This window comes from Pseudomonas sp. NPDC087814 (assembly GCF_044742865.1).
Classification (GTDB): domain Bacteria; phylum Pseudomonadota; class Gammaproteobacteria; order Pseudomonadales; family Pseudomonadaceae; genus Aquipseudomonas.
In genome coordinates, this window is record NZ_JBIUVK010000031.1 from 48,335 (window position 1) to 70,140 (window position 21,806).

General features: G+C 61.7%; 17 protein-coding genes. 2 read left to right on the plus strand and 15 right to left on the minus strand.

From position 1 onward, the window contains the following. Window positions 1-147 precede the first annotated feature (147 nt). On the plus strand, window positions 148-2,025 hold the full coding sequence (locus tag ACIOMR_RS20840) for an O-antigen ligase family protein (protein ID WP_177036436.1): 1,878 nt from the start codon (window positions 148-150) through the stop codon (window positions 2,023-2,025). 66 nt (window positions 2,026-2,091) lie between these two features. Here ACIOMR_RS20840 and ACIOMR_RS20845 read toward each other — a convergent pair whose 3' ends face one another. The 7 genes from ACIOMR_RS20845 to ACIOMR_RS20875 form a co-directional block, all read right to left on the minus strand. Beyond that, a complete protein-coding gene (locus tag ACIOMR_RS20845) occupies window positions 2,092-2,976 on the minus strand; it encodes a glycosyltransferase (RefSeq protein ID WP_401196133.1) in 885 nt (294 codons plus the stop codon). Further along, window positions 2,973-4,121 (minus strand): glycosyltransferase family 4 protein, encoded by a 1,149-nt coding sequence (locus ACIOMR_RS20850; protein ID WP_177122257.1) that lies wholly within the window; start codon window positions 4,119-4,121, stop codon window positions 2,973-2,975. The genes ACIOMR_RS20845 and ACIOMR_RS20850 overlap by 4 nt, the downstream gene beginning before the upstream one ends. 85 nt (window positions 4,122-4,206) lie before the next feature. Further along, window positions 4,207-5,613 carry a PIG-L deacetylase family protein gene (locus ACIOMR_RS20855; RefSeq protein WP_401196137.1) on the minus strand — a complete coding sequence of 469 codons (1,407 nt, stop codon included), beginning with the start codon at window positions 5,611-5,613 and terminating at the stop codon, window positions 4,207-4,209. Next, window positions 5,610-6,506 (minus strand): GNAT family N-acetyltransferase, encoded by an 897-nt coding sequence (locus tag ACIOMR_RS20860; protein ID WP_087692495.1) that lies wholly within the window; start codon window positions 6,504-6,506, stop codon window positions 5,610-5,612. Before ACIOMR_RS20860 ends, ACIOMR_RS20855 begins: the two co-directional genes overlap by 4 nt. Beyond that, complete coding sequence (locus tag ACIOMR_RS20865) at window positions 6,507-8,264, minus strand: carbamoyltransferase (protein ID WP_008439143.1); 1,758 nt, start codon at window positions 8,262-8,264, stop codon at window positions 6,507-6,509. A 154-nt stretch (window positions 8,265-8,418) separates the two neighbouring features. Continuing rightward, window positions 8,419-8,772, minus strand: a complete 354-nt coding sequence (locus ACIOMR_RS20870) for a YceK/YidQ family lipoprotein (RefSeq protein ID WP_008439144.1) — start codon at window positions 8,770-8,772, stop codon at window positions 8,419-8,421. A gap of 53 nt (window positions 8,773-8,825) precedes the next feature. Beyond that, complete coding sequence (locus ACIOMR_RS20875) at window positions 8,826-9,158, minus strand: YceK/YidQ family lipoprotein (protein ID WP_032899859.1); 333 nt, start codon at window positions 9,156-9,158, stop codon at window positions 8,826-8,828. A 157-nt stretch (window positions 9,159-9,315) separates the two neighbouring features. Between ACIOMR_RS20875 and ACIOMR_RS20880 the strand changes: the two genes are divergently transcribed. After that, the gene (locus ACIOMR_RS20880) at window positions 9,316-11,406 is read left to right on the plus strand and encodes a TonB-dependent receptor (RefSeq protein WP_174717770.1); all 2,091 of its coding nucleotides are present in this window, start codon (window positions 9,316-9,318) and stop codon (window positions 11,404-11,406) included. A 66-nt stretch (window positions 11,407-11,472) separates the two neighbouring features. Here ACIOMR_RS20880 and ACIOMR_RS20885 read toward each other — a convergent pair whose 3' ends face one another. The 8 genes from ACIOMR_RS20885 to glnE are packed head-to-tail and all read right to left on the minus strand — an operon-like array spanning window position 11,473 to window position 21,414. Then, window positions 11,473-12,915: a lipopolysaccharide kinase InaA family protein gene (locus ACIOMR_RS20885; protein ID WP_401196142.1), complete on the minus strand. Its 1,443-nt coding sequence runs from the start codon at window positions 12,913-12,915 to the stop codon at window positions 11,473-11,475. Then, window positions 12,915-13,667 carry a lipopolysaccharide kinase InaA family protein gene (locus tag ACIOMR_RS20890; RefSeq protein WP_401196145.1) on the minus strand — a complete coding sequence of 251 codons (753 nt, stop codon included), beginning with the start codon at window positions 13,665-13,667 and terminating at the stop codon, window positions 12,915-12,917. Before ACIOMR_RS20890 ends, ACIOMR_RS20885 begins: the two co-directional genes overlap by 1 nt. Then, complete coding sequence (locus tag ACIOMR_RS20895; protein WP_003209451.1) at window positions 13,664-14,398, minus strand: lipopolysaccharide kinase InaA family protein; 735 nt, start codon at window positions 14,396-14,398, stop codon at window positions 13,664-13,666. Before ACIOMR_RS20895 ends, ACIOMR_RS20890 begins: the two co-directional genes overlap by 4 nt. Then, complete coding sequence (gene rfaP / locus ACIOMR_RS20900) at window positions 14,398-15,204, minus strand: lipopolysaccharide core heptose(I) kinase RfaP (protein WP_401196148.1); 807 nt, start codon at window positions 15,202-15,204, stop codon at window positions 14,398-14,400. Before rfaP ends, ACIOMR_RS20895 begins: the two co-directional genes overlap by 1 nt. Continuing rightward, window positions 15,201-16,325 carry a glycosyltransferase family 4 protein gene (locus ACIOMR_RS20905; RefSeq protein ID WP_003209448.1) on the minus strand — a complete coding sequence of 375 codons (1,125 nt, stop codon included), beginning with the start codon at window positions 16,323-16,325 and terminating at the stop codon, window positions 15,201-15,203. The genes rfaP and ACIOMR_RS20905 overlap by 4 nt, the downstream gene beginning before the upstream one ends. Continuing rightward, complete coding sequence (waaC, locus tag ACIOMR_RS20910) at window positions 16,325-17,383, minus strand: lipopolysaccharide heptosyltransferase I (RefSeq protein ID WP_003209442.1); 1,059 nt, start codon at window positions 17,381-17,383, stop codon at window positions 16,325-16,327. Before waaC ends, ACIOMR_RS20905 begins: the two co-directional genes overlap by 1 nt. Window position 17,384: 1 nt before the next feature. Continuing rightward, window positions 17,385-18,419 (minus strand): lipopolysaccharide heptosyltransferase II, encoded by a 1,035-nt coding sequence (waaF, locus tag ACIOMR_RS20915; protein WP_401196152.1) that lies wholly within the window; start codon window positions 18,417-18,419, stop codon window positions 17,385-17,387. A gap of 55 nt (window positions 18,420-18,474) precedes the next feature. After that, a complete protein-coding gene (gene glnE, locus ACIOMR_RS20920; RefSeq protein WP_401196155.1) occupies window positions 18,475-21,414 on the minus strand; it encodes a bifunctional [glutamate--ammonia ligase]-adenylyl-L-tyrosine phosphorylase/[glutamate--ammonia-ligase] adenylyltransferase in 2,940 nt (979 codons plus the stop codon). Window positions 21,415-21,806: the final 392 nt, after the last annotated feature.

The following is a 21,806-nucleotide window of genomic DNA, read 5'->3' on the forward strand; positions in this document are numbered from 1 at the left end:
TTTTGAAAAAGGAGGCTGACTTTAGCACAGCTTCTCTGTTGTACTTGCACGCGGCACAACCGCAGCCCCGTTGGATCCAACGGACGACATTATATAGCCACTACTTTAGTATGGTCGGCTTTCTTTATTCTGGAACGGCTTTTCTGTATGCACTCCAAGCGCCTTACCTATGGCTCAAATCGCGTTTTCGACTTCCTCTGTTTGTGGATTCTGCCCATCGGCTTGTTGTTGCTCCTGAGTTCGCTGTTCTTCGTCACCAATCGAAACGTGCTGCACAGGTTCTACTACCTGCTGTTCGCAGCGCCGACACTGTTGCTGCTGTGCCTGCGCCCGACGGAATTCAAGCAGGTATTGCGCGAGCCGCTGGCGATTGCCTTCCTGGTTTTCTCGGGCTGGGCGCTCACCAGCCTGCTCTGGAGCCCTGAGGCCACGACAGACTCCGACCTGTTCAAGCGGCCACCGAATACCTTCACGTTGTTTGTCGGCTTAGGACTGTTGCTGCATTACCGCAGCGAACTGTTCAAGCCGATCTTCTTCTGTGCCGCGCTGATTGCGCTGATATCGAGCGCCTGCAGCCTGGTGGCTTTTGCTCCCCACCTATCGGATGGCTCGCGAATGATCGGCGGGCGTGGCGCTCTTGATAATCCGCTGCTGAGCTCTCACGTATTCGGATTCTTCTGCATTTACTGGCTGTACGTATGCATGACCACCAAGCGTGCGCACGTACTCTGGTTCAGCGTTCCGGCACTGGCAATCATGGGCGCTGCAGTGATGGCCACCGGCTCGAGAACGCCGCTGGTTGCCCTGCTCCTTGCCGTGCTCTGGATGAGTTTCATCACTCGCAATCGGCGCTCGGCCCTGCTGATCGCCTGTATGGCGCTGGCGGCCGCGGCGCTGCTGCTGCTCTATCCCGAACTGATCACCAATCGTGGCAGCTCGTCCCGCTTCGAACTCTGGAGCATGTCGCTTGAGCGTATTGCCGAACACCCCTGGATCGGCCACAGCTACGACTCAGAGTTGTACCTGACACTCGCCGACGGCAATCAACTGCGCGAACCCCACAGCTTTGCCCTCGGCGTGCTCTATTACGTCGGCATCATCGGCTTCATCCCTTGGATATTCATGCTCGGCTGGGGCCTGTACAAAAGCCTCAAGGAACGTGCGCAGCCATTGTTCATCCTGGCCTCCTCCCTGCTGGCCTATGGCATCGGTGCCGGCCTGACCGAAGGCGGCGGCATTCTCTCGCGACCAAAAGAGCACTGGTTCCTGCTGTGGATCCCGCTGGCACTGATCGCCGGCCTGAGCATCGCCCAGCGTCGCCGCAGCCTGCTGCGCATGCCGGTTCAACGCCTGAAATCGCAAGACTTCGAACAGCTGTGCGCCAACGCCCACGTGATCGAAGCCGATGGCCTGGGGCCCAAGGTCCTGCGCCTGGAGGATGGCAGCTTCCTCAAGCTGTTCCGCCCTCGTCGCTGGTACACCTCAGGCAGCTTCAATCCCTATTCAGAGCGCTTTGCCAGCAACAGCGAGCAACTGCGTGCATTGGGGATTCCATCACCGGTCATCCTCAATCTCTATCAGTTAAAGGATGCGAGCAGCGCCGTACGTTATCAGCCGCTGCCCGGCCTGACCCTGCGCCAGGCCCTGCAAAGCCTGGACAGCAGCCTGCGGGAATCGCTGATCGAACGTTTCGGCCGGTTCATGGCCCAGCTCCACGAGCGCGGCGTGTACTTCCGCTCCCTGCACCTGGGCAACGTACTTTTGATGGATGATGGCGAGTTCGGCCTGATTGACGTGGCAGACATGCGCATCTACCCATCGCCGCTGCGTAACGCCCTGCGCCAGCGCAACCTGCGGCACATGCAGCGTTATCCCCAGGACCGCAACTGGTTGTTCGAAACCCACTTTGAACAACTCGCCGCTGGCTACGCTTCGGCAGCATCGCCAAGCGCCACGGCGAAGATCCGTGACCAGGTGTCCAGGCTCAATCGTCCGGTTGCGCAGGTAGCGAACCCGGCCAAGTGATGGTTTGAAGCGCCGGGGTTGCAGGCCCCGGGCCATTGCGGTGAACGCAATGGCCCGGCCGAAGCCCTATGAGCTGCGCTGCGGCGCCAGGTACAGCCGCACCAACCCACGCAAGGTCTTGCGACCCCAGAACTTCAACGGAATCTGCTTGAGGATCTCCCGCGCCAGTGGGCGGTCACGGTCGGCGGTCTTGAGGAACATCGAGTTCAGGAAGTTGTAGCGAACCTGATCGTAGGCTGGATGATCGCTGAACAACCCGTAGGTCTTGAGGATGTTCTGGATCATGTAGCGGTGATTCTTGTAGGTGTTGGTCGCGTGCTGGCGATAGCGCGCCATCACCACGTTCAACACGTCGATGGTGTACCCGGCGTGGGTGATCTTCAATTCGATCAGCAAGTCTTCCAGCGGAATCAGCGGGTCGAACCCTCCGACCTCTTCCAGCGCCTGCCGACGGATCATCAGCGTCGGTGCCGGCGGAAAGGGCTTGCGATCGAGGAACAGGTCATCGAAATCCAGGCTGCGAAACGGCAAGTCGCGGCGCTGCTTCTTCTCCGGGTATGGCTTGCCGTCCCCATCAATCAACTCGATATTGCCGGCGCAAATGCCCACCTTCGGCTTGCCTTCCATGTAGGCAACCTGGGTGGCGATGCGCTCGGGCAGCATGATGTCATCGGAGCCGAATGGCGCGATCAGGCTGCCTTTGGCGCGAGCGATGGCACCGTTCAGGGTATTGGTCAGGCCCTGGTTCTGCTGCACCTGGAAATCAAACCCGTGTTCGGCCTGCAAGCGCTGGATGCGCTCCACGCTGTCATCCCTGGAGCCATCGTCCACCACCAGTAATTCGATATTGGCGTAGGTCTGGCCGAGCACACTGAGAATGCTCTGCTCGATGTACGGCCCGTGGTTGTAGGAGGCGATGATCACAGTGACCAGGGGTTGCTGCAGACTCATGCTTTACCTACTTCACGCAGACCGGTTTCGATCAGGTTCAAATACTTGTGCCGGAACTCGTCCAGGGTGTGGTTTTCTTCCAGGTAGCGGAACACTTGCTCACCCTTGGCACGCAGATCTTCGTCGCTCAGCGCCAGGTAAGTGTCCAGTGCTGCCGCCAACTGCTCGACATTGCCCGGATCATGGGAGAGGCCGCCGGCACCTTGCACCAACGGCAGCATCGCCGGGCCATTGGAGGCGATGACCGGCAGATGGCCGCTCATGCCTTCCAGCAGCGCCAGGCCCAGGCCTTCGAACAACGACGGCATGGTCCAGATGTCGAAACCGCGCACATACTTCATGCCATCTTCGCGAAAGCCCAGCAGGTGCGCACGGCCGGTCAGGCCCAGGCGCTCGATATCGGCGCGCAGGTCTGCTTCGGCGCGGCCGGAGCCGATGATCCCCACCTGGGCCTCAGGGTATTTGTCCTTGAGGGTGGCGAACGCTTGCAACAAATGGGTGTGGCCCTTGATCGGCACCAGGCGGCCCAGGGCGCCAATCATCCGTGCATCCAGCGGCAGGCCCAGGGCCTTGCGCGCTTCATCCCGTGGCAACTGCAAGGCTTCGGCCTGGGGGATGTCGATGGCATTGGTGACAAAGGTGGTGTTTTCGCGGGTGAACCCGCAGTTGAGGTCCACCAGGTAATCCCTGACCGCTGCCGACACCCCGACGAATCGCCACGCCGGGCTGACCCACTTCTGCGTCTGGCGCCGGCGGTAGCCCCGGGCGTACTCGCCAAAACCGTGGGAAATGCCGATGCACAGGGGGATCTTCAACCAGCGGTTGAGCGACAGCATCATGTTCACCGACTTGAAGCGGTTACAGATGACCACGTCGAATTTCTGCTCGCGGCAATATTTGTAGATCTGCCACATCGCGCCGAAACGAATGCCCTTGAGGGACTTTTCCGGCAACTCGAAATAATGGGAGTGCTCAGCCACGCTCAGGGGCTGGCCGGGCAGCGGGCGGCCGCTGAGGAACCCGGATGTGACCTCGAAACGTTCAGCCGGCAAGGCCTTGACGATCTGCTCGCCGAGGTCGGCGAAGTCGTGGGTCTTGACGTTGTAGTCCGGCTGTAACTGCAAAACCTTGAAACGAGGTTTCATAACTCTCCATGCTGCAATCTGGCTGCGGGCGCGCAGCCCGGCGAAAAGGGGCGGCAGGCGCTGCAAGCCTGCCTTCAATAAGGTCTCAATCCTGCTTCAACACCCAGAGCAACTCATGACGGCGCACCGCCTTGCGGAAGAACTCATTCTCTCCGTAAGGCGATGGACTACGGCCCGCCAATAATTGCTGCAACCACCTGCGCACGCGGCGCTTGAACGGCGCCCGCGGCTGCAAGTCGTGCATCATGCCCAGGGCCATGGCCTTGTCCTGCTGCTGGCTGAGCGTCAGCGGCAAGCTGCAAGGCACAAGTTCACGGGAGGCATCAAAACGCGGCGGCAAGGCCACGCCAGCGCCCGAATCACCCATGGGCCAACGATCGTTATCATGCAGGTGGTTGGCGTAGCCGAGCAACGTGCCCGGTTGCCACTCCAGGCCTTGCAGGGCCTCAAGGATCGCGGCGTGGGCGCAGATGTGATCCGGGTGCGGATCCAGCAACGGCGTCGGCAACACGATCACCTGCGGGCGCGCCTTGAGCAGCAATGCCCGCAGGTCGGCAATCAGGTTATTCCAGGTCGGGGCGCCGTCCACATCCCCGGGCAAGGCCAGGGCATTGAACTGGCGAAACAGCCGCGTATCGTCCAACTGAGCTTCCCGGGAAGCCTGGGGCTGATCCGGTGCGGCCTGCATCGCTGCAAGCTGCATGCAGAAGTAACCCAACTGCACGCACTGCGCTTCGGGAACGCCCGCCCAACGCGGCACGGTGACACTGTCCCAGGCACGCAGGCGGCCTTTGAGTCGTGCGGCATCGGCCTTGGGCATGCCCATCTGCTGATAGTGATCGGCTTCGATTTCGCCCGCCGTCAGGGTGACGATCCAGCTCTCATCGGCTTGGCTGTAGAGGCTGAAAGCGGCGAGTTCGGCATCGTCGGCATGGGGCGCGATGACCATCACCCGTTGGCGACGGTAGTCCGGTTGGCGGAACAACCAGAGCGTCGGCTGCCCCTTGATCCGGCAGAAGCGCCCGCGCAAGCGCAGCTTACCGCCGGCGAGTGCTTCGCCCATGCCCGTCAGGTTGAGGTAACGCCGGCCTGAAAGACCACGCTCGAAGACTTGCCGGTCGGGTGCATCCAGGCCCGACACGTCCACCGCAGGATCGAGAAAACGCCCGAGCCAAGAGCTTTTGAGTTCAACCCCTACGATCAGGGTTTCATCGCCCACCAGAGGCGTGTCCAACAGCAGGCGCCCGGCTTCAAGACGCAGGCCCGCGCACTCGCTCCCTTCAGGAAACGCGTACTCATAATCGTCTTTCGGCGAGTAGAACAGATGATCGGCAAACCAGGCCTCATGTGCGGCCCACAGCACCACGGCCAGCACCAGTGGCAACCACCAGGCCACCAGCACACCGACAGCCACCAACAGCAACAGGCCCACCAACAGCGCAATACGCTTGTTGCGCCGGTGCTGCTTGAGCAATTGCTGTTTGCGACTCATACGCTGAACACCGGCACCGGGTTGCACCAGCGCTCCTTGTATTCACGGTCGGAACGCCCGAAGGAGAAACGCAGCGGCTTGTCGCTCGCCCGCGCTTGCTCCCAGGCACTTTGGGTATTGAGGAAACTCAGCACGCTGCCGGGGCTGAACGCCTTGGTTTCAGGGTCGACACCGCCGTTGACGTATTCGGCGCTGACCCACTGCGGCGCCTGCACCTGATACACCAGTTGCACGGCAATCGCAGCGTCATTGAGAAACAGCACCGAGCCGAACAGGAATTCCTTGAGCAACTCCAGCACCTCGGCCAAACGCTCGGCACCTGCGGCCGGGAAGCCCCAGCGCCGCTGGAACAGGTCGCAGTAAATCGCCGCCAGTTCGCGGCTGGAAAACTCGCCGACCGCCCTTACCACGCCGCCCGCCTCTTCCAGCAAACGCAGTTCGCGGCGCTGGTTGTAGCGAAACTTCTTCGACAGCTCTTCCGGTGTGCGCGCCATGGCCAACTGCTCGGCCTGGGGCTTGAGGGTGCTTACGCGCCCCTCATTCAGTGCAGAGAGATAACGCGCGCGATGGCGCAATGGCACCTGCGCATCGGCGGCAATCGGCAGGATGATCTCGGCGTTACCCAGATCAAACAGGCCTTTTTTGCCTTTGCGCTTGAGCACGTCCTTGGACAGGGCCAGGTCGCGCCCCCAGGTAGCAATTGCGCCCTTCAGCTCACCGTCCTGCTCCCAGCCCAGGTAGCGCACCGGAATCTGCGCCAGGTGCGCCAGCCGCTCGACGATCTGCGGATGAGTCGCCACGCTGCCGCCAAAACGCTGCCAGGCCTGGGCGTAAACCTCGGCCTCGACAGGCGTCCAGCCACGTTCACGCCAGCCCTGGAAGCGGTTCAGCATTTAGACCACGGCGTCATAAGGGTCCACGCCGTCCTTGACCACGAGGATGTCTTCCATGATCAGGTACTGCAGGTCGGAACCGAAGAACATGTTCAGCGCGTCGGTCGGCGAGCAGATCATCGCTTCGCCACGACGGTTGAGCGAGGTGTTCAGCGACACACCATTGCCGGTCAGTACTTCCAGTTCTTTCATCATGTCGTAGTAGCGCGGGTTGTATTCGCGCTTGAGCACCTGGGCACGGGAGGTACCATCTTCATGGACCACTTCCGGCACGCGGGTTTTCCACTCTTCCGACACTTCAAAAGTGAAGGTCATGAACGGCGCCGGGTGATCGACCTTGATCATCTGTGGCGCAACGGTGTCGAGCATCGACGGGCAGAAAGGCCTCCAGCGCTCGCGGAACTTGATCTGGTGGTTGATCCGGTCAGCCACGCCGGTGGCGCTTGGGCAACCGATGATCGAACGACCGCCCAGGGCACGCGGGCCAAACTCCATGCGGCCCTGGAACCAGGCCACCGGGTTGCCGTCGACCATGATCCTGGCGATGCGCTTGGGCATGTTTTCAATCTTGCGCCAAACCGGCTTGCTCTCGTGCTTGGCGCACGCCGCGATCACGTCTTCGTTGCTGTAGGACGGGCCGAGATAGACGTGTTCCATCTTCTCAACCGGTACGCCACGGGCGTGAGACACGTAGGCGGCTGCACCCACCGCAGTACCGGCATCGCCGGACGCCGGCTGCACGAACAGCTCCTTGACGTCGTCGCGGGCAATGATCTTCTGGTTCAGCTTGACGTTCAGCGCACAGCCGCCGGCAAACGCCAGCTTGCCGGTGTCTTTGAGGATGTCGCCCAGGTAATGGTCGATCATCTGCAACGCCAGCTTCTCGAACAGCGCCTGCATGCTGGCCGCGTAGTGGATGTACGGCTCGTCGGCGATATCGCCTTCGCGCTTCGGACCCAGCCACTCGATCAGTTTTGGCGAGAAGTAGAAACCCTTGCCCTTCTCTTTGTAGCGGCGCAGGCCGATGACGTTGGCGTAGTCGGTGTTGATCACCAGCTCGCCGTTTTCAAAGGAGGCCAGGCGCGAGAAATCGTACTTGCTGGCATCGCCATACGGCGCCATGCCCATGACCTTGAACTCACCGTCGAGCATCTCGAAACCGAGGAACTCGGTGATCGCGCCATACAGGCCGCCGAGGGAGTCCGGATCGTAGAATTCCTTGATCTTGTGGATCTTGCCGTTTTCGCCGTAGCCGAAGAAGGTGGTGGCGTACTCGCCCTTGCCGTCGATCCCGAGGATCGCGGTCTTCTCCTGGAAGCCCGAGCAATGGTAGGCACTGGAGGCGTGGGCCAGGTGGTGTTCAACCGGTTCGATCTTGATTTTCTTCGGATCGAAGCCCAGTTGCTCCAGGCACCAGACGATCTTGTTGCGATAGCGCTTGTAGCGACGGTTGCCCATCAGGATCGCGTCGAGGGCGCGGTCCGGGGCATACCAGTAACGCTTGGCATAGTGCCAGCGGGCCTCGCCGAACAGGCTGATGGGGGCGAACGGAATCGCCACCACATCAACGTCGGAAGGCTTGATACCGGCTTGTTCCAGGCAGAACTTCGCCGATTCGTAGGGCATGCGGTTCTTTGCATGTTTGTCGCGCACGAAGCGCTCTTCTTCGGCGGCCGCGATCAGCTTGCCGTCGATGTACAAGGCTGCGGAAGGATCATGGCTAAGGGCGCCGGACAGGCCAAGAATCGTCAATGCCACAGGGGTCTAGCCTCTTTTAGTCTGCATGCAGGCGCGTCACGCCTGAAAAAAGTGTGCTTCCCGCCTGGGCGAGAAACAGCTAAAGGGCGGGATTATAGCGTAAACACGGCGCGGGATGATCTAGGGATTGTGGCGACCGGTTGTCACTGCAGGCCTAGCGGAAAATCTCGATGCTGCCGTCCCTGTTCTGGCGGTAGACCGTGTAGGGCAGCACAAGGGTGTCGAGCAAGCCGGAGGCCACGAGCTCGGCGGCGAAGATCGGCAGGGAGCCGGAGGCATCGCGCGTGTGCTCTTTGGTGGTGTCGGGCGCGCCGTTCAAGGTGCAGAAACCGTAGATCACCCCACTGTAGATACGCGGCACGTTTTCACAATAACTGCGCGATTCCTTGAGGTTCTGGCTGGCAACGGCGTCCGGGCGAAACACCGTGTTGATGGTGCCGCAACCGGTGGTGGATACCAGTACAGCGGCGAGAAGGACTCTGGTTGCAAGACTCACGGACAACTCCATTTGGCATAAGTGTGGGCATTCATCCCTGCCCCATACAACCTTGCCGGATCCGTTTATGAACCCGGGCGCCAATAGATACTGATGTTGCCATCGGTACCTTGCTTGTAGACCGTATAGGGCAGGACCACTGTATCAACAATGCCCGAGACCGTTATATCCAATAGAACGAATGGCATCAGCACGCCAGTGAGGTCCGGCGCGGCGTGCAGCAGGCAGAAATCAAAGGCAACCCCGCTGTAGACACGGGGAATCGACTGGCAGTAGGTTTTTTGCTTCCTGAGTTCACGTGCCGCCGCCGCGTCTTCGCGCAACAGCGTATTGGCCGTTCCGCAGCCGCTCAACACAAGGATTCCAATGCTTAGCGCAGCAATCATTTTTAGCGTCATGGCAAGCCCTCTGAATGGCCAGCAACGCTAACATCGGCCCTGTTGGCGACCCAGACCCCACGCACCGCCGCGCCATGTAAGAAGATTCCGAAATGGCAAAAGCTGGCTGAATCGTTAAACTCGCGCACTTTTGTGCGCCATGGATGCTGGTTTACTCATGAAAGTTGTTGTACCCACTCGATTTGCGATGCTGCTTCCCGGACTGCTTGGCCTGTACAGCAGCGCCCAGGCCGATGAAGCGCCACTGGTCCTGGACCCCAGCGTGGTCACCGGTTCGCGCAGTGCCAGCCCGTCGTTTGACCTGCCGTATTCGGTGGACAGCATCAGCCGTGAGCAAATCAGCGATGGCCAACTGGGCATCAATGCTTCAGAGGCACTGTCCCGCGTGCCCGGCCTGGTGGTTCAAAATCGCCAGAACTACGCCCAGGACTTGCAGATTTCCTCCCGTGGCTTCGGTGCCCGCTCGGCATTTGGTGTGCGCGGTATCAAGCTGATCGCCGACGGCATACCCGCCAGCACCCCGGACGGTCAGGGCCAGGCGGCGACGTTCAACCTCGACACCGCCGAGCGCATCGAAGTCCTGCGCGGCCCGGCCGCCACGCTGTATGGCAGCAATGCCGGCGGCGTGATCCAGATGTTCTCCCGCAACGGCGAAGGCCCGCCGCGCATCGGTGCCGAGACGCTGGTGGGCAGTGACGGCCTGAGCAAGAACCACCTCACCGCCGAAGGCGCGGCAGACGGCGCAGGCTTCGTGCTGGACGCCTCGCGCATGGACACCGACGGTTATCGCGACCACAGCAGCGCCCGCCGCGACCAGACCTTTGCCAAGCTCAATTTCGAGCCCGATGAAGACAGCAAACTGGCGCTGATCTACAGCAGCCTGGAACAGAACGGCACGCAGGATCCGCTGGGGCAGGCGTGGGATGCGTACAAGGCCGACCCGCGCTCGGTCAGCAGCGCCGCCGAGCTGTACAACACCCGCAAAAGCATCGACCACCAGCAACTGGGGATGAATTACGAGCGGTATTTCGGTGACGCCACACTGCAGGTGAATGCCTATACCGGGCGACGGAGCGTGATTCAGTACCTGTCGATTCCCAAGGGAACGCCCGCCAACGAACGCGGCGGCGGCGTGGTGCAGTTCGACCGCAAGTTCTACGGCGGCTCCGTGCGCTGGATGCAACCGGTCGACAGCGTGCCGGGCGAGCTGATGATCATCACCGGCCTGGATTTCGACCAGAGCGAAGACAGCCGCCACGGCTACCAGAATTACAGCGGCAACACCCTTGGCGTAAAAGGCCAGTTGCGCCGGGATGAAATCGACACCGCCCGCAGCCTCGACCCCTACATCCAGGCCAACTGGGCCATCAATCGCTGGACCCTGCAAGCCGGGGTACGCCACAGCACCATGGAACTGGATGTCGACGACCAGTTCCTGAGCAACGGCGACTCCAGCGGCAACAAGACCTATCAGAAGAACACACCGTCCGTGAGCGTGATGTATGCCTTCACGCCCGACCTGCACGGCTACGTCAGTGCCGGCAAGGGGTTCGAGACGCCAACCCAGGCGGAACTGGCGTACGCGCCGGGCAACATCGAAGGGTTCAACTTCGGCCTGAAGCCGTCGGAAAGCACGCAGTATGAAGTGGGCTTGAAGGCACAACTGAACGACACCCGGGTCAACGCCGCTGTCTTCCAGATCACCACCGAGGACGAGCTGGTGGTGGACCAATCGATCGGCGGCCGCACCAGCTACCAGAACGCCGGCCGCACCCTGCGCCGCGGCTTCGAACTGGGCATCGAAAGCCAGCTCAGCGAGCAGTGGAGCACCAACATCGCCTACACCCGCCTGCAAGCCACCTACGACAGCGACTTCATCGGTGGCGGCAAACCGGTGGACAAAGGCAACTACCTCCCCGGTGTGCCGCAAACCACACTATTCGCCGAGCTCAACTGGAAACCCCGGGACTGGGTCAGCACCGCCGTGGAAGGCATGTACCGCAGCAAGGTCTACGTCGAAGATACCAACCAGCAACACGCGGCACCGGGCTACAGCGTGTTCAACTGGCGTGCACGCTTTGAGCAGAAGGTGGAGCACTGGACGTTCCACCAGACCCTGCGCCTGGATAACTTGCTGGATCGCCAATATGTGGGGTCGGTGATTGTCGGAGACGGCAACGGCCGCTATTACGAAGCAGCGCCGGGACGCTCGTGGTATGCAGGCGCCGGCGCCGAGTACACATTTTAGAAACTGACCATCGAACTTGTGGCGAGGGAGCTTGCTCCCGTTGGGCCGCGCAGCGGCCCTAAACCCCTAGCCCACTGCCTTTGGCAACCGCTGATCAATCACCCGATACAACGCACTGCTCTCAGGCCAGTTACGCATAAACCTTGCCCGATCCCTGGCATATGCCGGAGCGAAGCTGCTCAAGGACGTGTGCTGACACATCGAATCCAGGTCGATCAGCGCCCAGCGATCCGTGTGCCAGAACAGGTTATGCCCCTTGAAATCCCCATGGCTGATGCGCTCGCGGATCAACTCTGCGAACAAATAATCCAGGGCCTGCAATTCGGCCACGGGTGCCTCGCCACTCTCAACATACGGCGCGAACCGCTCGATGATGTCCGGCCCCGGCAGGTACTCGGTCACCAGATACGCGCGGCTGCGCAGCCACAGGAAGCGCTTTTCCAGCAACGCCAGCGGCTTGGGCGTAGCGATGCCGAGGAACGCCAGGCGATTGCCTTCGCGCCACGAATGCCAGGCCCGGCTCGGGCGCCAGAAGCGCTTGAGCCAATGGGCAAACCCCTTGATGTTGTAGCGCTTGATCACGAGTGGTCGACCGGCCACTTCGACCTTGGCGACACTGGCCGCCCCACCGGTTTTATACAGGTGGCCCTGGTCGAGCAGCGCATCGGCCTGCGCCAGCACCGGCAGCATCGCCGCTTCTTCCTCACGACGAGTCGCGCGCAGGGCGAACGGCCCGCGCACGACGCTGAACAGCGTGCACTCCCGGCCAACCTTGCTCAGGAAATCCTTCAAGCGCCAGACGCTGACCTTGCGTACCTGCTTCTGCAACGCTTCGAGCGGCAACGCGTGTTCGCCATTGCTCAGCAGGTAATACACCAGCAACTCTTCGGTAAACGGCTCGAGGTTTTTCGGCAACTGCGCGAAAAACACCCCAAGGTTTTCCAGCACCCGGTTGCGCGACAGCGGTTTGCCCGCCTCTTCGACACAGATCCCGGCGCCGTCGATCAAATACAGTTTGCCGTCCTGACGCAGCAGGTTGTCCAGGTGCAGGTCTTCCTGCCACAGGCCCTTGGCGTGCATCTGCGCAATCGCACCCAGCGCTTCGGCGAGCACCGCTTGCTGCTGGTCAGCCAGCGGCGGCAGGTGTTCAACAGTCTGCCACGCATCAGCCAGGCTGTCGGCGCCTTCAAGAAACTCGAACAGCAGCCAACCGCCCTCACCCTCTTGCAGACCATCGGCCAGCAACAGCGGTGTGGTCAGGCCTTGTTCGGCCAACAACCGCACGCCCTTGAGTTCACGCTGAAAATGCCGCGCCGCCTTGCTGCCCACCAACAATTTGGCCAGCACCGGGCGCCCGCGCCACACAGCTGCGCCGACATAACGCTGGCCCGGCAATACCCGCAGCAGGCTCAGCAGTTGCAACTGCCCAGGCCCGGCAGCGTCTGCCAGTTCGATGCTCAGGGGCAAGCTTGGCGTGCGGCCGGCATTTTTCAGTTCGGACAAACGCATCAGCGGTTCTCCTTATGACTGCGCCGGGCCGCCAGGCGCTGGTGCCAGGTGGCAACCAATGCGCTGTCCTGCGGCTGGTCCAGGTAGGCCGCCAACAGCTGGCGAACCTGATCGTCCCACCACTGCGGCGCACGGCGCAGCAGCGGCTCCAGGTCCTTGACCCGGTCCCGCCAGCCGAACAGCAGCGGGCGGGTTTTCTCCAGGTCGATCAACTGTGCCGCATACCCGTCGCCGGTGGCTTGCAGGAAAATATGCTTGGGATAAAAACAGCCATGCACCTGGCCCACGCTGTGCAACTGACGAGCAAGCTGACCGCAGGCCAGCAGGATTGCCCGCTGCTGCACGTCGCTCAACTCAGACCATTGCTCCAGCAATGAATCCAGGTCATTCCAACCATCCAGCGCCCGGGTCAGCAACATCGCCCGATGCTCTCCGGCCACTTTGCGCTCACCGAAAAACGCCGCCTGCAATGCCGGAATACCCAATTGCCGATAGCGGCTGATATTACGAAATTCGCGGGCAAAACTCGGCTCGCCAAACGGGCGGTGCAAGGTGCGCGTCAGGTAGTTGCTCTGGCGCTTGAGGTAGTAGCCCTGGCCTTCGAGTTCGAGGCGAAACACGCTGCTCCAGCCGCCGCGGCTGGTATTGGGCTCGTCCACCGCATCCAGTTGCTTGGCCCACAGCGCGTCGAAAGTGCCGAGGCCGTTGCGCTCAAGCAATGCTCGATCTTCGGCCGCCAGGAAATCACTCATTCTCGCCCCTCGAAAAACTTCACCACGTGGCGAATTCGCTGTTTGTCCGCCGCACTCAAGTGTTTGCGCTGACGGTATTGCATGTAGAAGCGCAGGCGCTGGGTAGCCGACAAGTGATACTTGGCGACTTTGTCCAGGCAGGCCAGGTCCTTGGTAATGCGGTATTTGAGCCAGAACCCGCGCCAGAAATCGCCATTGGGGCAATCGATCAGGTACAGGGTTTGCTGGTCGTCTACCAACAAGTTGCGCCACTTCAAATCGTTGTGGGTAAACCGGTGGTCGTGCATGGTCCGCGTGTATTCAGCGAGCTGGCGACTGATCTTGTTGACCCACACCGGGTCTGACAGTTGCGGGTCATTGCGCTCGGCCAATGCCGACAAGTCTTCAGTCTTCGGCAGCTCGCGCGTGATCATCGCCCCGCGGTGATACGCCAGGCCTTTACGCTCCAGACCCCAGGCGATCACATCGGCGGTGGGTATGCCCCACTTGGCGAAGCGCTTGAGGTTCTGCCATTCGGACTTGACTCGTGGCTTGCCCAGATAGCGGCGCAACCCCTTGCCTGCACCGACGTAGCGCTTGACGTAATAGTTGACCCCGCCGCGCTCCACGCGAATCACTTCGGACAACGGATCGCGGGTCAGCCGCTCGCCTTGCAGGGCGAACACGGCTTCCAGGCTACCAAAGTCATCCGCCAGGGCGGCGTAAGCGGGTTCCAGGTTCCAACCCGCCATCAGAGCGCATCCCCGTATCGTTGCTTGCGTGCGTAAAGCTTGGCGGCCATGCGTTCCAACGCCGACAGCAGCGCGCTTTGCTCGCCCAGGATCTGGCGCAAAGGTTGCTGGAAGTACGCCTTGAGAAACCGCAGTTTGTCGCGCCGGGTCAAACCGATCTCCAGGGCGGAGTAGTAAAGCCCCGCCAGGTCCTTGTCACGCCAGCGCCGGGGAATCTTCGAACGCACCTGGGCACGGTGCAGGTCGATCACCGAGAGCTTGATGTTGTGCACGGTAACCGGCTGGTCGGTGTGCAACAGGAAGTGGCACAGGTAGCAATCACGATGGTTCACGCCCCCCCGGTGCATCGTGCCCAGGGTGCGCGCAAGCTCAAGGGTCAAGGCATGCCGAATCGCCGGCACGGGCGGCTGTTTGACCCAGTCCATGGTCAGGTCTTCAAGGCTGACGATAGGCGCCAGCTCTTCAGTGACGATGAACGAGTGCTGGTCGGCCGGGTTGCTGCCCTTTTCACCAAAGGCCACGCCGGTCATGGTGGGCACGCCGAGTTCCCGCAGACGCTGGATCGCGTCCCACTCCTGGCCCGCGCCCAAGACAGGCAACTTGGCCGTGATCAGGTTCTTGAGGATTTCACCCCAGCCAATTCCCCGGTGGATCTTTACAAAATAATGGCGGCCTTCCACTTCCGTACGCAGGGTACGGCGCGCGGCCAGCTCACGAAACACCTGGCCGTCCAGCTTCTCGACTTCGGCGAACGCATCGCGTCCGGCCCACAGGGTCTTGAACGGTTCGGCAAGAATCAACTTCATCGGTTTGGCTCCGCCAGAATCAGGTCCGCAGCGTACTGCGGCATGCTATAGAGGTCGGCCGTCTCAGCGAAGGCCAGACCATTGCGGCTCCAGGCCGCGCGCGCTTGTGGATCGTCGAGCATATCCACCAGGTACTGGTTGAGCTGGGCCTGCTCGAACGGTTCGTCCAACACCCGCCCACTCTGGGCCTTGTCGATATAAAACGCGTAGCCGCAGACCTTGCTCACCAGCACCGGGAGGCCGGCGACCACCGCTTCGATCAGCACCATGCCGGCCGCCTCGTTGTACGCGGGGTGGATCAACAGGTCGGCGCCCAGCAGAAAGCGCGGGATGTCGCTGCGGCCCTTGAAGAACTGCACCTGGTCGCCCAGGCCCAGCGCAGCACTCTGCAATTGGAATACTTTGGGGTCGTCCTGGCCGATTACAAATAGCCGGGTGCGTTTCTTCAGGCTCGACGGCAGCGCGGCCACGGCCTTGAGGCTGCGATCGACGCCCTTGGTCTTGAAGCCCGAGCCAATCTGCACCAGCAGCAAATCATCGTCGGCCAGGCCGAATTCGCGACGAAACTCGGCGCGGATCTCGGCAGCATTGGGCGGCGCGCGGCGGTCGCGGGCGATGCCCGGCGGCAACAAATGAAAACGCTCGGCCTGGGTCCCGTAATACTGGGTGAACAGCTGCTGCTGGTGTTCGGACAGCACCATGATCTGCGTCTTGGCGTCTTTGTCGAACACTGCACGCTCGTATTCGGCAAAGTGCTTGTACCGGCCGAACCAGCGATACATCGGGTTGCGCAGGTTCTGCGCCTTGTCTTCGAACACGCCGTCGGCGGCGAAGTACAGGTCCAGCCCCGGCATCTTGTTGAAGCCCACCACGCGGTCCACCGGGCGCTTGGCCAGGTCGGCCTGGATCCAGGCGTAGAGCTTTTCATTGCGCCGATGGTTGACCAGCGCCTTGACCGGCGCCACCAGTACTTCAAAGCCCGGCGGCACGTCACCCTCCCAGATCAGCGTATAGACGCGAATCTGATGCCCGCGCTGCTGGCACTCCAGGGCAATACGCATGAAGTCGCGCTGCAGGCCACCAAAGGGGAAGTATTTGTAGAGGACAAAAGCCAGTTGCATCAGTGTTCCTCAGCCAGTAACAACGTGCTTAAACGAGTTGCGACACGCTCAGGGTTCAGGCGAGTGAAGCACAGGGGCCACTCGCGCTTGAGATCGAACCGACGCTGGTCTTCGGCAGTCGGTTGATAAGTGCATTTCTTTTGCAGGCAAGGCGCACACGGGAAGTCGCTGGCCAGGTGAATCTGCGCCTTGCCATAAGCCCCGGTCAGGCCAGGATTGGTAGGGCCGAACAGGGAAATCGTTGGCACATCCAGCGCTGCGGCCAAGTGGCCAAGGCCGGTGTCGACCGCGACACACGCCTTCGCACCCGCCAGCACCCGGGCCACCCCCGCGAGGTTCAGCCTGGGCAGCACTTCGGCGTTTTTCAGGCCCTGGGCCAGGCGTTCAGCCCGGGCTTTTTCGGCGGCATTGCCCCACGGCAGCTTCACGTCCACGCCAAAGCGGTCCATGCGTTCGGCCAGGTCGCGCCAGTAGGCTTCCGGCCAGTGCTTGGTGTCCCAGGTGGTGCCGTGCAGCAGCAGTACAAACGGTTTTTTCGGCGGCAGGCCCAGCAGCTTGTCGACACTGAGGCCGTAGTCGCCCAGGCCTTTTGGCAGGTCATAACCGAGGGCGACGGCAAACAGCTGGCGCAAGCGCTCCACCGCGTGCTGCCCACGGGCCACGGCCAGGCGTCGGGAATAGAAGTGCGCCGCCAATGGCTCGCGAGCCGACTGTTTGTCGAAACCGGCCACCGGGGCACGTACGTAGCGGGTCAGCCAGGCACTTTTCAGCAGGCCCTGGGCGTCGATCACCAGGTCATATTTGGTCGACTGCACGCTCTTCTTGAAGCGCCGCCATTCGCCACTCTTGAAGGTCTGCCAGAGGTTCTTGCGCCAGCGGCGGATCGCCACCGGGATCACCTTGTCCACCGCCGGGTGCCAGGTGGGAATCTCGGCGAAGCCTTCTTCCACCACCCAGTCAAACCGGATGCCCGGGATCGCCCGCGCCGCGTCGGTCAACGCCGGCAAGGCATGAATCACATCGCCCAGGGATGAGGTCTTGATCACCAGAACCCGCAACTTAACGAACCTCGACCACAGTGCCCTGCAACCGCTGCAACGCGTCGCTGACAGGTTGCGGCAGCAACTGGCGCAGGCAGTTGTAGTGGCCGAAGCGGCAGGTGCGATCAAAACACGGGCTGCAATCCAGGCCCAGGCGCACCACTTCGACCTTGTCGGCCAGCGGCGGGGTAAACCCGGGAGACGTCGAGCCATACACTGCCACCAGCGGGCGGTTCAGCGCCGCGGCCACGTGCATCAGGCCGGAGTCGTTGGACACCACCGAGTCGGCACAGGACAGCAGGTCGATGGCCTCGGCCAGGGATGTGTCGCCGCTCAGGTTGACCGCCTCTTCGCGCAGCCCCGGGATCAAGCGCTGGCGAATATCCTCGCCCACCGAATGATCGTTTTTCGAGCCGAACAACCAGACTTGCCAGCCCTCGCGAATCTTCATCTCCGCAACCTTGGCGTAATGCTCCGAAGGCCAGCGCTTGGACTCGCCAAACTCGGCGCCAGGGCACAGCGCCAGCACCGGACGGTCCAGCTCCAGGCCGAACTTGGCCAGGGCGGCGTCGCGGGTGACCGGGTCGATTTGCAGGCTCGGGCGCGGATAAGGCGTCGGCAACTCGGCTCCCGGCGCGTAGGCCAGGGCCATGAAGCGCTCGATCATCAGCGGGTAACGGGCCTTGTCGAGCTTGCGCACATCGTTGAGCAGGCCATAGCGAAACTCGCCACGCCAGCCGGTGCGTTTGGCAATACCGGCGAAGAACGGCACCAGTGCCGACTTCATCGAGTTGGGCAACAGGATCGCCTGATCGTACTGGCCAGCCAGGGACTTGCCGATGAGTCGACGGGTCGCCAGCTCCAGCGCGCCGTGGCCGAGCGGGAAGCTCAAGGCCTGACGCACCTCGGGCATGCGCTCAAGGATCGGCCGGCTCCACTCGGGGGCGAGCACGTCGATTTGGCAGTCGGGATGACGTTGCTTGAGGCACTGGAACAGTGTCTGCGCCATCACCATGTCACCGACCCAACTGGGCCCAACGATCAGAATATTCATGTAGTTTCCACAAACGATACGGGGAGGCTCATGCCTCCCCGCCTTATATAGTGTTTCAGCTTAACCCCAGTTCATGCCAGATTCGCTGCACCTGGCGCCGTTCGTCAGCGAACTGGTCCCCTGCCACCGTACCGGCCTCGTTCTGCAGGGCCTGGCGGTGAGCGGCGGAACGGTAGGCTTTATACACCTCGCGCAGCAAATGGGCATCGGCGGCGGGCATCAGCCCGACCTGCTCCAGGCCTTCCAGAATGCGGATATTGTCGGTGTAGCGCAGCAACGATGGATGTTGCGCAGACCACGCCAGAGCCGCGTATTGCACCATAAATTCAATATCGACGATACCTCCGGCGTCCTGCTTGAGGTCGAACGACGCCGTGGGTTCGAAGGCATTCGCCGCCGTTCCCGCCGCCGTGGACTTGGTGCCGAGGTTGTCGCGCATCTTGGCGCGCATCTCGCTGACCTCCTGGCGCAGCTTGTCCAGGTCCTGCGCGCGGCCCAGCACTTGCGCCCGTACCTGCTCGAAAGCACGGCCCACATCCTGACTGCCTACCAGCACTCGCGCACGCACCAGCGCCTGGTGCTCCCAGGTCCAGGCTTCGTTTTCCTGATAACGCGCAAATGCGCCCAGGGAACTCACCAGCAAACCGGATGCGCCCGAAGGCCGCAGGCGCATGTCCACTTCATACAACTGGCCCGAGTTGGTCTGGGTGGTCAGCAGGTGAATGATCCGCTGCCCCAGCCGGGTAAAGAACTGCGCGCCGTCGATCGGCTTGGCACCGTCGGTTTCGGCCTGGGGGTCACCGTCATGGATAAACACCAGGTCCAGGTCCGAACCATGCCCCAATTCGATGCCGCCGACTTTCCCATAACCGACAATGATGAAGCCAGGATCGCACAAGGTGCCGTCCACCCGTTGCGGCGAGCCGTAGCGGGCAACCGTCTGGCGCCAGGCCAGGGCCAGCACTTGTTCGAGGATGGCTTCGGCGAGCCAGGTCAGGTAGTCGCTGACTTTCATCAGCGGCAGGCTGCCGGCGATTTCCGAGGCGGCCACCCGCAGGCGGTGGGCCAGCTTGAAGTGCCGTAGGGCCTCCATCTGCTGCTCAAGGTCATCTTCGGGGATGCGCGTCAGGCGCTCGCGCAATTCGGCGGCCAGTTCCGGCGCCAGCGGCGGCTTGAACAGGCGGCCTTCGTTGAGCAGTTCGTCCAGCAGCAGCGGGAAGCGAGTGATCTGCTCGGCAATCCACGGGCTGGCGGCGCACAGGGTCAGAAGGCGACGCAGGGCGTCGGGGTTTTCCGTCAGCAACACCAGATAAGCGGAACGTCGGGCGACGGCTTCGACCAAGGGCAGGACGCGCTCCAGTACCAGGTCCGGGTTGGCATGTTCGACGGCCTGGGCCAGCAAGCGCGGGATAAATGCATCCAGACGCTCGCGACCCAGGCGCTGCATGGCACGCAATTGCGGACTGCTGCGCAGGCCGGCCAGGGTTTTCAAGGCTTTGGGCGCGTCGGTAAAACCGCCTTCCTGCAACTGACGGCAAGCGGCTTCCTCGTCCTGGGACTCTTCCCACAACGGCAACCACTCACCGCCCACCATCAACTCGCTCTCTTCGCCCTCTTCTTCATCCGGATCGGCAATCACCTGGCGGAAATGCCAGTCCACCCGGCCACGCCAGTACATCAGGCGCTCATGAAACGCGGTCCAGTCCGGAAAGCCCAGCATGAAGGCAATCCGCGCCTGGTCTTCGGTGCCATCCGGGAGCATCTGCGTCTGGCGATCGGCGATCGCCTGAATCGCGTGCTCGGTGTAGCGCAGGAATTCATAGCCATCGCGCAGCTCGGCGACCACCGCCGGCGGCAGGTAACCCTGGCCTTCCAGGGTACCCAGCACTTTTAACAGTGGGCGCTGCTGCAGGCTCAGGTCACGGCCACCGTGGATCAGCTGGAACGCCTGGGCGATAAATTCGACTTCACGGATGCCGCCCGAGCCGAGCTTGATGTTCTCGGCCATGCCCTTGCGCCGCACTTCCTGCTGGATCAACTGCTTCATGGTGCGCAGCGCTTCGATGGCGGAAAAGTCCAGGTAACGCCGGTAGACAAACGGTCGCAACATGTCGAGCAGTTGCGCACCGGCCACCTGGTCACCGGCCACTACCCGCGCCTTGATCATGGCGTAGCGTTCCCAGTCGCGGCCCTGGTCCTGGTAGTACTGCTCCAGCGCGTTGAAACTGAGCACCAGCGCCCCGGCTGAGCCGTAAGGTCGCAGGCGCATGTCGACCCGGAACACAAAGCCGTCGACGGTCATCGGGTCCAGGGCCTTGATCAGTTTTTGACCAAGGCGGATGAAGAACTCCTGGTTGTCCAGCGAGCGCTTCACGCCAACCGTGTCGCCGCCTTCGGGGTAGGCGAAGATCAGGTCGATGTCGGACGACAGGTTCAGCTCCACTGCGCCGAGCTTGCCCATGCCGAGGATGACCATGTGCTGCGGTTCGCCGCTGCGACGGCCCGTGGGGGTGCCGAACAACACGCAGTGGCGCTGGTACAACCACTGATAGGCCTGGTCGATGCTGGCGTCGGCCATGTCCGACAGGTCGCGGCAGGTTTGCACCAGGTCCGCCTGTCGGGTCAGGTCGCGCCAGATGATCCGCACCTGCTGGCGGGTGCGCTGGCGGCGCAGAACCCGTCCCAGTTCGTCTTCTGTCTCGGCTTGTTGCACGGCCGCCGCAATCTGTCCGCACAGCTCGCCGGGGGCAAAGCTGCGGTCCAGTTCGCCCCAGGCCACCAGCTCGAGCAACATCAAAGGGTCACGAACACTCTGTTCAATGACGAAATCACTGGCGGCGCACACACGGGCGAAGTCAGCCCAACGTTGCGGCGTCCACTCAGAAAGGCCATTATCGCCGTCCAATCCGGCCACGGCGTCACGAAATGACTGCTCGGCCCGCTTGGCAAATGGAAGCAGGATGGCCGGGAGTTCGGCCTGCATTGGAAGGCTCATGGTCTATCCTTGATCGGCGCGTAAAGGGCTTGTAGCTGTGAACGCAAGAACCACGCTCGGTGAAGGACTGTCGAACAAAGGTTAGAAATAGCTGAAAATTTTTCTTTTTTGGCAGTCAACATCAAATCTCTACCCTTTCTTGTTCGCAAAAGATCAACAATAACGATTATGCTCGCCAGCTAGACCGAGCAATCCGCTCAGTCTTGTGTAGTTTTACTACTCGTATATACATTCGAAAGGCTGAAATGGCCGACGATTTGTAGTAAAACTACAGGACGCCGAAGCAACCTTCGGCCATCCAAGAATTTATGTCGTCTGCCCACAAGGACAGTCGCAAACTACAGGAAACCGATACAGGTAGCCTTTACGCCCTGTAGCAAGCCATGCAAGAC